General features: G+C 61.3%; 9 protein-coding genes. 4 read left to right on the top strand and 5 right to left on the bottom strand.

Features of this window, described 5'->3' with window-relative positions; genetic code table 11:
• Both K8U03_24220 and K8U03_24215 read left to right on the top strand, forming a co-directional pair.
• A partial coding sequence (locus K8U03_24220) for a DUF1585 domain-containing protein (protein ID MCE9608003.1) occupies positions 1 to 407 on the top strand: 407 nt, incomplete at its 5' end.
• 11 nt (positions 408 to 418) lie between these two features.
• Positions 419 to 1771: a DUF1552 domain-containing protein gene (locus K8U03_24215; protein MCE9608002.1), complete on the top strand. Its 1353-nt coding sequence runs from the start codon at positions 419 to 421 to the stop codon at positions 1769 to 1771.
• A 7-nt stretch (positions 1772 to 1778) separates the two neighbouring features.
• Here K8U03_24215 and K8U03_24210 read toward each other — a convergent pair whose 3' ends face one another.
• The 5 genes from K8U03_24210 to K8U03_24190 form a co-directional block, all read right to left on the bottom strand.
• Entirely contained in the window at positions 1779 to 2846 is a 1068-nt protein-coding gene (locus K8U03_24210; GenBank protein MCE9608001.1) for a DUF1080 domain-containing protein, read from the bottom strand.
• Between the two features lie 163 nt (positions 2847 to 3009).
• Positions 3010 to 4929, bottom strand: coding sequence for a glycosyltransferase family 39 protein (locus tag K8U03_24205; protein MCE9608000.1), 1920 nt, complete (start codon positions 4927 to 4929; stop codon positions 3010 to 3012).
• Positions 4926 to 5621 carry a class I SAM-dependent methyltransferase gene (locus K8U03_24200; GenBank protein ID MCE9607999.1) on the bottom strand — a complete coding sequence of 232 codons (696 nt, stop codon included), beginning with the start codon at positions 5619 to 5621 and terminating at the stop codon, positions 4926 to 4928. Before K8U03_24200 ends, K8U03_24205 begins: the two co-directional genes overlap by 4 nt.
• Positions 5622 to 5644: 23 nt before the next feature.
• Positions 5645 to 6664 (bottom strand): glycosyltransferase family 2 protein, encoded by a 1020-nt coding sequence (locus K8U03_24195; GenBank protein MCE9607998.1) that lies wholly within the window; start codon positions 6662 to 6664, stop codon positions 5645 to 5647.
• Positions 6661 to 7272 carry a class I SAM-dependent methyltransferase gene (locus K8U03_24190; GenBank protein ID MCE9607997.1) on the bottom strand — a complete coding sequence of 204 codons (612 nt, stop codon included), beginning with the start codon at positions 7270 to 7272 and terminating at the stop codon, positions 6661 to 6663. Before K8U03_24190 ends, K8U03_24195 begins: the two co-directional genes overlap by 4 nt.
• A 738-nt stretch (positions 7273 to 8010) precedes the next feature.
• Between K8U03_24190 and ppc the strand changes: the two genes are divergently transcribed.
• A complete protein-coding gene (gene ppc / locus K8U03_24185; protein MCE9607996.1) occupies positions 8011 to 10767 on the top strand; it encodes a phosphoenolpyruvate carboxylase in 2757 nt (918 codons plus the stop codon).
• 54 nt (positions 10768 to 10821) lie between these two features.
• Positions 10822 to 12144 carry an ATP-dependent 6-phosphofructokinase gene (locus tag K8U03_24180; protein ID MCE9607995.1) on the top strand — a complete coding sequence of 441 codons (1323 nt, stop codon included), beginning with the start codon at positions 10822 to 10824 and terminating at the stop codon, positions 12142 to 12144.
• Positions 12145 to 12250 lie beyond the last annotated feature (106 nt).

The following is a 12250-nucleotide window of genomic DNA, read 5'->3' as shown; positions in this document are numbered from 1 at the left end:
GGCTGGAGCTCCACCGCCGCGACGAGGTTTGCGCGTCGTGCCATGCGAAGCTCGACCCTTATGGCCTCGCCTTGGAAAACTACGACGCGATCGGTCAGTGGCGTGAGCGTTTCAACGGCGAAGGTTTTCGCGGCTCGAACGGGCCGGTGCTCGACGTGAGCGGCACGTTTCCCGATGGCAAGAAGTTTTCGACGCTCGAAGAGTACAAAGCCGGGCTCATGCTCCAGAAGGATCGCTTTGCCCGCGCGTTCGTCTCGAAGTTGTTGACGTACGCGCTCGGCCGACCGGTCGGTTATGCCGATCATGAATCGATCGACGAATTGATCGCAGTATTGAAACAGAACGACTATCGCATCCAACCGCTGATTCAAGCCGTCGCGGCCGGCGAACCGTTTACCACCAAATAGGAATTCGGCCGATGAACATCCGACATCGTCGCAACAGCTTGCCTCGACGAACGTTCTTAAAAGGGGCGGGTATCACGCTCGCGCTCCCTTGGCTCGACGCCATGAGCCATGGAGCCGATTCGCTGACGCAAGCCGGATCGATCGCCGCCGGCGAGACGCCGCGCCGTGCCGTGTTCTGCTATTTCGGCCTCGGCCTGAACGGCCGCGACTTCACGCCGGCAGATACCGGCTCGAACTACACCGTCACGCCGATCCTTAAGCCGCTCGAAGCGCTACGCAAGGATTTTACCGTCGTTTCCGGATTGAAGCTGACCCACTCCGGCGGGCACGTCGGCGATCGGACCTTCCTCACCGGCACGAACACCCGCAGCGCCGGCGCAAAGCTGCGTGTCTCTTGCGATCAAGAACTGGCGGCCGTCGTCGGCAGCGAAACGCGTTTTCCTTCCCTCACGCTCGGCATCAAACGGGGCACCGGCTTCGGCGGCAATCAAGATCAGACGCTGTCGTGGAGCGCGAGCGGCATGCCGATTCCTTCGGAGAATCGGCCGCACGTCCTGTTCGACCAATTGTTTCGACCCGACACCGCCGAGACATTGGCCCAGCGCGAAGCGGAGTTCGTTCGCCGCACGAGTGTGCTCGATTCGCTGCGCGAAGAAGCGCGTCGCTTGAGCGGTTCGCTCGGTGCCGACGATCGCCGGAAGCTCGATGAGTATCTCACCGGCATCCGCGATCTCGAGCGCCGCATGCAATCGGAAAAGAGTTGGCTCCGCCGGCCGAAGCCGAACGTCGCATCGCTGAACTTCGGCAAAGAGCAAGGGCTCGATCCCGACAAAGCCGGTTTGGAATATCGTCGCTATCAGCGGTTGATGTTCGACGTCATCGCTCTCGCCCTACAAACGGACAGCACGCGCGTGATTTCGTACATGGCTCGCATGGACGGCCAAGACGGGACCGGTGCCTGGCGCGACATGGGGAATCCCTATAACTACCACGAGATGACGCATCACGGCGAAGACCCGGACAAGCTCAAGTGGTTCACCAAGGCCGACATCTGGTACATGGAAGAATGGGCCTACTTCCTCGATAAGTTGAAGGGAATCAAAGAAGGAGACGGCACTCTGCTCGACCATACGCTCGTGGCCTACGGCAGCAGCGGTGGCGCGGTCAACGCCCATCACAACCATGATCTACCGACGATGCTCGCCGGCGGAGCAAGGCTCGGCGTGAAGCACCAAGGGCATCTCGTGAAGAAAGGGGTTCGCCTCGGCAATCTTTGGAGCACCGTGTTCGATCGCCTCGGCGTCTCTCTGCCGGCCCATTTTCAGGGAGACGAAGCGGACGGGTTGATCACGGAATTGACCTAGCCCCTCGCTACGGCTTCTCCACGATCCAGATATTGCGGTATTGCAGCGGGTTGCCGTGGCCTTGCAGCTTGATCGGGCCGGGCGTTCCTTCCGGGTCGCTTCGGCTTCCGCCGGTGGTGCCGTTGATCTCGAGGTCGTCGTGGATCACGACGCCGTTGTGCTTAAGCGTCAGGCGCGCGTTCTTCACCTTCTTGCCGTTTTCGGCGACCGCGTTGGTGAACTCGAGATCGTAGGTTTGCCAAGCCAACGGCGGCAAGCACATATTCACTTTCGGCTCGGCCTTCGTGTAGATGCCGCCGCACTCGTTGTTCTTGCCGTCGAGGCCGAAGGAGTCGAGCACCTGCACTTCGTAATGATCGACCTGGTAGCAGCCGCTGTTGCCGCGCCCTTGGCTTCGGGCATCCGGACGATAAGGCAACATAAACTCGAGATGCAGCGTGTAGTTGTTGAACTTACGTTTGGTCAGGATGTCGCCGCCGTCGGTGTTAAGAATTCCGCCGGCGCTATCGAGGCGCCCCTTCGTCCATTCGTTCGTGTTGGTGCCGTCGAACAGCACCACGGCGTTTTCCGGCGCCTTCAGCCCCAGCGTCGGGCTCTTCCGCTCGACGCGCTGGAGCCGAAATTCCGAACCGCCGTCGAGCTTGCCGGCGATGGTGTTGCCGCTGAGCGTCGCCGTGGCGTTCTTCTGTCCTTCGGGCGGGTTGGTCGAGGTGGCCGAAAATTCGGTGGCCGGCTGCGCCAAGTATTTGCGTTTCGCGGCGTCGACCGGCGTGAAGGTCGCCTTGTCGCCGTCGAGCTTGCCGTCGACTAAGATCTTTTGCTTGCCGTCCCAACCGTCGCCGGGAAGCCCGCCGGGGAAGAGGACCGCTTGAAAGGCACCGTTGCCGAGCGCGATCACTTGGCTGCCGAGCTTATCGCCGCTTGCATTCACGCCGACGTACTCGCCTTGGATCTTGAAGTCGGCCGGCAACGACGAGTCGGCCGGATCGGTCCAGACTCCCTTCGTCGCGGTCTGAGCATGCAACAATGCCACGGTCGTGCTGAGGCAAATCGCAATCAAGAAAACGGCGGACATGAAAGTCGATGCAAATCGACGCATGGATTATTCCTTCGTGATAATGAGAACCGGTTGAGCGTTCGCAAATGAAGCGGAGTCCGTCGCTCGCAGCGAACACCTATCGTAAGGGAAACGGAGCGGTTCCGCAAAAGGTCGGCTGGATGCCTTCCTCGCTCGAGCTTTAGAGCTCACCTTGCTGCGACGCTAGCTCCGCCGGTTCGCGCGTGTAGAGCGTAAACGGTCCGATCCGCTTCGTCCGAGGGAGCCGTCGGCGCAACTCGGCTTCCAGTTCCGGATCGATTTTTTCCGAGAACTCGGGACGCTCGTTGACGACCGCGGCGGTTAATCGCGCTTCGTCCCACGATCGTACGATCCGCGCGGTACGCTCCGTGGGATCGTCGAAGAAGTCGTACATCGTACGGGTCGGATTCCGACGATCGCTCAGAAAATAAAACTCCGGGCAATCCGGAGCGGCGTAAATAGCCGAACCCGGCGGCGAGTGCTTTTGAAGTTCTTCGACGAGCTTGTTGTAAGCGAGAGCCTCGGGCCGAGGGACCGTCAGCCCGCCGCGCGGCATTTCGAGTTCCGCCGTCATCGGGTTGCGTTTGGGGAGGAGCCGGCCATGGTTCAACCATAAGACGGCGAAGGCGCAGAACACCACCGACCAGCATGCGCGCAACGGGAGCGGCCGACCGGGTCGAGAGGCTGCGACCAGAGCCGTGGCAAGAATCGCCGGCGGAGCGACGTAACAAAAGTAGATCGGCGCGGAGAACGGATACTGCAACAACGCGAAGTATGCCGCGACCGCAACCAAGAGAAATATCTCTTGCCGCCGCACTACCGACGGACCGCCGCGATCGGCAGGCCGCAACAAGATCCAACAAGCCGCGGCGGCGACGAACGGCAAGCCGAATCGCGCGGCCGACCAGAAGGCCTGAAATGGAACTCCTTCGCCGGCGAAGCGGAGCGCGACGGCCGTACAGAGCGCGAACAACGCCACGTGCCACGTTCGCAGTCGGCGCGGATCGAGCCACCACACTAATAAAAACGCTGCGGAGGGAAGCAACAAGACGAACGACGGAGGCAACTCCAGCGCTGCGTGCACCAAACGCTTCTGCGGAAGCACGAACACCCCGTGCCATAATGCCACCGCCGACCCGCTGCGGAGATAGGGAACTAAGAACGCGACGACGGGCACGAGTGCGCCAAGCCCGAAAGGAAGCAGTAAGCCGCTCAAGCGTTTGAGCCGCATCGTCAACGTGCCATGGCCGACGCGCCATTCGTTTACGACGAGCAAAACGCTTAGCAACGTGCCCGACAAGACGAACATCGCAAACGTCACGACGCCGCTCTGCCGGCGAACGAGCAGCAGCGGCAACGCAACCGCGACGCAAGCGACGGCAAGCGTGAACGGAAGCATGAGGCGCGAGCGCGGCGCAGCGTCTCGTTCGGCTCGACATTGTTCGCAGTAGACCAAAAACAAACCGACGGCGGCGATGAAGTAGACCCCGACGATCTTCATCAACAGTCCCGCGCCGGCGAAGACACCCGCTAGAAACAGCCAGCGCATCCGACCGGTGTCGATGTAGCGGAGCACGGCCGCGAGTCCGAAGGTCGTAAAGAACAGATTGTACCAAGAGGGGAGACCCGCAAAGTAATTCGGGACGCTCCAAGCCGCGACCGTCAACGTGACGATCGCCGCGAACAGGGGGCGCTCGAACCGCGCCGCGATCGCATACACAGTGGCAATGAATAAGGTCGAGAACCCCAGCAGCACCCAGCGGAGCGACGTCAGCTTAACGCCGAACGCTTCGAACGCCGCGGCGTGCAACATCGCCAAGCCGCCGGTGTAAACATCGTCGAAGTCGCGATGCGGCAATTCTCCGTTCAACACGCGCTCGGCCGTATGAGCGAGTAAGCCTTCATCGTGCGGAATCCAAAAGTCCGTGGCCCAAGCATACATATACAAGGCGGCTGCGACGCTCACGATGAATCCCATCAGCAAATGCGCGCCGCGCGCTGCTGTGACCGGCGACTTCGAGTTCGCGGAGAACTCGATGATCTCGGCCTGCCGCGGCTCTTTGTCTAATTGCCGAATCATGGCCCTGCTCCGGCCGCAGCGGTCGCCGTTTGCGATTCAGGTTTCGATTGCTCGCAGTGTTTTTTCTCACGCCGCCCGACCACCAGCAACGAGCTCCCCATCGGTAGCGGCAGCCGCCCGAGAGTGCTCTGCTCCCACCGCGAAAGCGCGTAGAGCGGGCCATTGATCCAAGCCGGCGGCACCGCGGCCGGTCGCGACGAGCGACGACGCAGCGCTTCGACGCCGCGCACGGCGAGCTTGATCGGCACGGTCCAGTGGAAGAAATACCGTCGCGCGTCGACCTGCAGACCGGCCTGTCGAGCCACGGCGGCAAAACTCCGCTTGGTGTAGCGTGTGTAATGATGATTGAAATCGTCGTGCGCCGTCCATAAGGCGTTGAACGCCGGCACGGTCGCGACCAGCAAGCCGTCGTCGGTGAGAAGTTCTTCGGCTCGGCGCAGCCCTGCTTCGGCGTCGGGCATGTGCTCGACGACGTCGAGCATCAGGATCAGGTCGTACCGTCGCTCCGGTCGGAAGTCGGCATCGAAGGGGCCGATGTGAATCCGCGCCGCATGCGGTCCTTGCGGGTCGACCAACGAGGCGTCCGTTTCGACTCCGTCCACGACGCCGAACTCCACCAGCCGATCGAAGAAGAGCCCGTCGCCGCAGCCGACGTCGAGCACGGCGCGCACCTTCCCCGGCCGAGAAGGCAAGCGGCGGCGCAGCTCCGTGAGAATCAACGATTCTCGAGCACGCCACCACCAGTGATTCCGGTAAAGCTCTCGATAGGCGCCGGCGTATTGGGGGTCCATGGTCGTAAACACTTTGCGACTTGTTGCACGATATATTTCGGACGCCCTTTGACTTCCTCGTAGATGCGGCCGACGTACTCGCCGATCACGCCGAGAAACAACAACTGCACGCCGGAGAAAAACGAAATGCTGACGGCCAGCGCCGTGAAACCTTGCGGCGAATGATCGAAGAACAAGCGTGCCCCGACGATGAACATGGCCCACAGAGTCGAGCCGAGCAGCGTAATGCCGCCGAGCAGCGCAGCCGCTCGCAACGGCACTACGGAGAACGAGAAGATGCCGTCGCTCGCCAGCTTAAACAGGCGCCGCCAATTGTATTTCGACTCCCCTTCCTTCCGCGCCGCACGCACGACCGGGATGCCGATCTGCTTGAAACCGACCCACGCTCGGAGCCCGCGCAAATAGCGATGCCGCTCCGGCGCGGCGTTCAACTCGTCGACGACGCGCCGCGACATGAGGCAGAAGTCGCCGGCATCGTGCGGCAGTTTGACTTCCGCCAGCTTGCCGATGACGCGATAGAACAGATGGTAACACGCTCGGAGGAGGAGACTTTCCTTGCGGCGAGTGCGCACGGCATACACGACGTCGTAGCCCCGATGATACGCATCGAGCATTCGATGCACGGCGTCGGGAGAATCCTGCAGGTCGCCGTCCATGAGCACGACGACGTCGCCGTGAGCTTGGTCGAGCGCGGCACAGAGTGCGGCTTGATGCCCGAAATTGCGAGACAGACTCAACGCCGTGATGCGCGAATCTTCCTGCGTCGCAGCCCGAAGCATCTCGAACGTCCGGTCGGTGCTGCCGTCGTCGACGAACACGATCTCGTGCGGGCCGCCGGGGATCGCTGCCAACAACTCGCGCAAGCGCGCCAAGAGTTGCGGCAAAACGGCTTCTTCGTTCAGCAGCGGCACCGCGATGGAGACGGTCGTATTGCGAGGGCTCATCGCCGCGATCTCCCTTTGAAGTAAAACATTTGCCACATCGGAATTCGCAACTTGCCGACCGCAAAGGGCTCTACGATGACCGGCTCGAACACCTCGTCGAGCAATTCACGCCACCGTGCCATCGGGCGGGGATAGTCGCCCCGATCACGTCGCGCGAGCCAGCGCGCAAGGCTCGCCCGCTCCGGAAGCACGAGGTCGAGAATGTGGATGTGTCCACCTTCGTTCAAGGCCTCGTGAAGACGACGAAGAATGATCAGGGCGTTCTCGTCGTCGATGTGGTGCAAAAAACTATTGAGCAAGATGCAGTCGTAGCGCGCATCGGCCGGCGGCGCGTAGGTGCGTGCGTCGGCCGTAATGAACTCCCGACCGTAACGCTGCCGGGCGTAAGCGGTGTATTGCGGATTGAAGTCGAGGCCGACGTAATGCGTGTGCGCAAAATACGCGGCATTGGTACCGGGCCCGCAGCCGACCTCTAACACCCGGCCGATCGACGGCAGATGGTTGTGCCGCTCGAGCGGCGCCATCTTGGTGGCGGCGAACGGCGCCTGCCAGATTTCATAGGCCCGCGGCGAGTCGAGGACATCGGAAAGTCGACGAAAAGAAACCATGAAATTGGCCCGCGCGGCAGGATAGAACGCAAAAAACAGCCTCCATCGATTCTTATTCGAGATTTTCACCAGTCAACGCATTATACCTATTTTATTTATTTTGGCTTTTATAGTGATTATACGGGCACCACTGTTTTCAGCTGATTTCCTTCTAAAGAAGCCAAAAAAGACAGCGTGACAAAGACCTAAAACTAGCTTTTATCAGGGCCGCTTTCAGCCTCCTGAAACCGAGAAAAGCATCACGGAGAAACCGTCCAGCGGGTGCTGCCGACGGAATAGCTCGACGAGTCCTTCCGTAATGTGCGAGCCTCAGTAACCCGTCGCGATGCTCGGACCGCATACTCGCTGGAAGCTCCTCTCGGTGCCACGCCGTTGCTCTTAAACATCTCTGCGCGTACCGCTGTGTCGGTTCACTTGTGCGCGCGAAGAGAAACGCTGTGAATCGCCTTGCGCTACTTCGGCGGGATGCGTCGGCAATCAACGTCGGCGCATTCACTAAAAACACTCTCATGACCGTTGCAAGTTTCTTCAGCAATCGCTGCGCACCCCTTTGACATCGCGCCGCCAGGCAACCGAATTCCGTTCGCTAAGAGGAACACCGAAATCTCCTGACATACGTTGCTTACCGAAATGTGTTCCACTTTTTTCTCAGTGCCGCGGCACGCCGTTTGATACATTGGGTCCGACCCATAAGATCGACCTGCTTCGTCCCGCATTGAGCCTGGAAAGACGCCCACAGTGGTAAGTAACGATTTGCTTCGCCGCGACGTAAGAATGCTCGGCGACATGCTCGGCGAGATCATCACCGAACTCGCCGGAACCGCTTCGTTCGAACTGGTCGAAGCGATCCGTCTGCTGGCTCGCGAGCGCCGCAACGGTTCGCAAGATGCCGAACGAGCCCTGGCCGCGAAGATCGCCGGCCTCACCGGCGACGAGGCCCGCACCGTGGCTCGCGCCTTCAGCATCTTCTTCGACTTAGCGAACATCGCCGAAGATCGGCAACGGGTTCGCGTACTGCGCGAGCGTGAAGCGCTGCGGCATCCCGAACCGATTTCCGAATCGCTCGCGGCTGCGATCGCGGAGCTGAAAAAAGCCGGCCTCACGGCCGAACAAGTTCAAACGGCGATCGGCAATCTTTCGATCGAGCTCGTCTTTACGGCTCATCCCAGCGAAGCGAAACGGCGTTCGATCCGCGCCAAACTGCGCCGGATGCGACAAGCCTTGCTCGAGCTCGATCGCTCGGATCTCCTACCGCGCGAACGTAGTCGTTGGGAAGCGGGCCTTCGTTCCGAACTGAGCGTGCTTTGGCAAACCGAGTTCCTACGAACGACGCGCCCGACCGTCTTGGAAGAAGTCGAGCGCGGACTTTCGATCGTACCGCGGCTGTGGGAAACGGTGCCGCAGATCTACCAAGCGATGCGCCGCGCGCTGGCCGAATATTATCCCGACCAAAAATTCAAGTTGCCGGTCTTCCTCCGCTTCGGTTCTTGGATGGGGGGCGATCGCGATGGCAACCCGCACGTCACGGCCGAAGTCACGGCGCAAACGCTTTGCATCCTTCGCAATGCCGCGGTCGAGCAGCATCTCGTCTATTGCCGTAGGATGACCGACTATCTCACGATCGCTTCGCCGGCCGGGTCGTCCGGTGCGAAGCTGCGGGCGCAAGTCGATGAAATCGTCGCCCGCTATCCGGAGTTGAGCGTCGAGATCGAGAAGATCGCGCCGCGCGAAGCGTATCGTCGCTGGATCGCGATGATCGAATGGCGACTACAGCAATCGCGCGTCGACAATATCGATGCGCCGCCGCGCCCGGGCGACTATGCCGACGGCCGGGAGTTCGAAGCCGACGTGCAAGCCTTGTGCGACGCTTTGCAAGCCGACCACGACGGCAGCGTCGTCGATTCGACCGTCAGCGGCTGGCTCGACTTGGTTCGGACGTTCGGGCTCTTCCTCACGCAACTCGACGTGCGGCAAGATTCACGCCGCTATCTGGAAGGCATTTCCGAGGTTCTCGCGGCGTTGGGTGTCGCGCCCGATTTCACCTCGCTCGATGAACCGGCACGCATCGCCGCGTTGACTTCCTCCATCGCCTCCGGCGCACCGATCTCGATTCATCGCCTCTCGCCGCTGACGATCGACACGCTCGAACTCTATCGCGTCTTGCAGCGAGCCAGCGTCCGGTTCGGGCCGGGCTGCATCGGCGGCAACGTCATCAGCCTCACGCAGTCGGCCAGCGACATGCTGACCGTGCTCTGGTTTTGGAAATGGGCGCAAACGGAAGCCACCAAACGTGGCGAGCCGTCGGCCTCGTCCGACCTCCGGATCGTGCCGCTGTTCGAAAAGATCGGCGACTTAAAACGGGCCCCGCAAACGCTCGGCGCCGTTCTCGATGTGCCGCTGTATGCCGAATACCTAGCGAAGCAAGGGAACCGCCAAGTCGTGATGGTCGGCTATTCCGACAGCACGAAAGACGGCGGCTACCTCGCGGCCTGCTGGGGTTTGTTCCGCGCTCAGGCCGACCTTCAAACGACGGCCCGCGAACGAGGCATCAGCCTCACATTCTTTCACGGCCGCGGCGGCTCGCTCGGGCGCGGCGGCGGACCGGCCGCGCGCGGCATCCTTTCGCTCCCGACGGAAGCGCTCGACGGGACTCTCCGCCTCACCGAACAAGGCGAAGTGCTGGCCGAGCGCTACGACGACGTGCAGATCGCGTATCGGCATCTCGAACAAGTCACCGGGGCGACCCTCACGGCCTCGACCGTGCGCAAGACCTTCGCGAAGCCGGAGTGGATGGCGCTCATGGATTCGCTCTCGGAGCGATCGCTCGAAGCCTATCGCGAATTCGTCGACCAACCCGGCTTCATGCAATTCTTTTCCGAAACGACTCCGATCGAAGAAATCGAAAACCTGCCGATCGGTTCGCGCCCGTCGCGCCGACGCGGCGAGCGCTCGCTCGGCGACTTGCGCGCCATTCCCTGGGTCTTCTCGTGGACCCAAAATCGGTGCATGATTCCCGCTTGGTATGGGCTCGGCGCAGCCTTGGTCGAGGTTAAGTATCAAGATCGCCAGGCCTGGCAAACCATCTGCGAAATGTATCGCCAATGGCCTTTCTTTCAGGCCACGATCGACAACGCCTCGCTCGCACTCGCCAAAGCCGACATGTATGTCGCTCAACGCTACTCCGAACTTTCCGAGTCGGAAGACATTCGCAAGCGGATGTGGATTCGCATCGCGTCCGAGCGCGATAAGGCGCGGCAGGCGCTGCTCGACGTGATCGGCGTGCCCGAGCTGCTCGGTGCGACCCCTTGGTTTCAAAGCTCGATCGATTCGCGCAATCCGTACATCGATCCGTTGAATCTCATCCAGATCGAGCTCATGCGCCGCCGCCGTGCCTTGCAAGGGGGCGAGGTCGACGCGGCCGAAGCGGAGCACTTGCGCGACCTGCTCCGTCTGACGGTCCAAGGAATTGCCGCAGGGATGCGTACCACCGGATAGCCGAACGCCGGCTCGAACCAGTAGCCCTGCGACGTGTGACGGAAGTCGAACACTATGAGTAACACTACGGAATTGGTCGTGAAGTCGCTCGGCCCCTGCCGACTCGACTCGCCGCTGATGCCGCTCTTGGAGCATCGGCAGCGCAGCATCCACAACGTCGATGAAGGGGATCGCGTCTTGTTCGACGGGGTCGTCTCGGCCGCCTCGGAGCATGAAGTACCGACGGACCAGCTCCCCGGCTTCGAGCCCGCCGGTCCGCGGCGCAAGATCTTCTTCGACCCCTCGAAGACGCGCGTCGGCATCGTCACTTGCGGCGGGCTTTGCCCCGGCCTGAACGATGTCATTCGCGGGCTCGTGATGGAGCTCTCGTTTCATTACGGCGTGCGGCGCATCTATGGTTTCCGCAACGGCTACCAGGGTTTCATCGCGCGCTACGGCCGGAGCGTGCTCGACCTGACGCCCGAAGCCGTCAGCGGCATCAACGAAGACGGCGGCACGATCCTCGGCACCTCGCGCGGCGAGCAAGATCCGGGCGAAATCGTCGACTGCTTGGAACGGATGAACATCAGCATCCTGTTCGTGATCGGAGGCGACGGTACGTTGCGCGGAGCGATGAAGATCGCGCAGGTCGTCGCCGAGCGCGGCGAGAAGATCGCCGTGGTCGGCATCCCGAAGACGATCGACAACGACATTCCGTATATCGACCAAAGCTTCGGCTTTCAAACCGCGTTCTCCGAAGCGACGATCTCGATTCGCGCAGCACACGTCGAAGCGAAGTCGGCACCGAACGGCGTCGGACTCGTCAAGCTGATGGGCCGCCATTCCGGCTTCATCGCTTGCTATGCGGCGCTGGCGAAAAACGATGCCAACTACGTGTTGATCCCGGAAGTTCCGTTTCAATTGGAAGGGGAACGGGGCTTCTTGAATTGCTTGCGCCGCCGTGTCGTCGAGCGCGGCCATGCGATGGTCGTCGTCGCCGAAGGAGCGGGCCAAGACCTCATCAACGCGGCGGCCGGCGGCACCGACGCCTCGGGCAATACGAAGCTGCACGACATCGGCGTCTTCCTCAAACAAAAAATCACCGACGACTTCGCCGCCGCGCGCACCGAACTCAATCTGAAATACATCGACCCGAGCTACGCGATTCGCAGCGTTCCGGCGAACCCTTACGACAGCGTCTACTGCGTTCGCTTGGCCCACAATGCCGTGCATGCCGCGATGGCCGGCCGCACGGAGATGGTCGTCGGGCGTTGGCATGGGCGATTCGTCCACTTGCCGATGTCGCTCGCGGTCTCCAAACGGAACCAAGTCGACCCGAACGGCGATCTCTGGTTCTCGGTGCTCGAAGCGACCGGACAACCGTTTCGTTTGGCATAACCCCACGCCGCTCTGCGACGATTTACCATCGCATCAACCGAAACTTTTTTACGACGCCGCTTCGTCGTCGTAATGCGAACTATATTGCTCGCTTATTTTGCGCAGT

Source organism: Planctomycetia bacterium, assembly GCA_021413845.1.
GTDB lineage: Bacteria > Planctomycetota > Planctomycetia > Pirellulales > PNKZ01 > PNKZ01.
The sequence above is the reverse complement of the archived record's forward strand: the minus strand, read 5'-3'. Positions and strand labels throughout refer to the sequence as shown.

Coding starts and splice junctions, on each gene's coding strand:
- K8U03_24215 (MCE9608002.1), top strand. CDS start 419: ATGAACATCCGACATCGTCGCAACAGCTTGCCTCGACGAACGTTCTTA.
- K8U03_24210 (MCE9608001.1), bottom strand. CDS start 2,846: ATGTCCGCCGTTTTCTTGATTGCGATTTGCCTCAGCACGACCGTGGCA.
- K8U03_24205 (MCE9608000.1), bottom strand. CDS start 4,929: ATGATTCGGCAATTAGACAAAGAGCCGCGGCAGGCCGAGATCATCGAG.
- K8U03_24195 (MCE9607998.1), bottom strand. CDS start 6,664: ATGAGCCCTCGCAATACGACCGTCTCCATCGCGGTGCCGCTGCTGAAC.
- K8U03_24190 (MCE9607997.1), bottom strand. CDS start 7,272: ATGGTTTCTTTTCGTCGACTTTCCGATGTCCTCGACTCGCCGCGGGCC.
- K8U03_24180 (MCE9607995.1), top strand. CDS start 10,822: ATGAGTAACACTACGGAATTGGTCGTGAAGTCGCTCGGCCCCTGCCGA.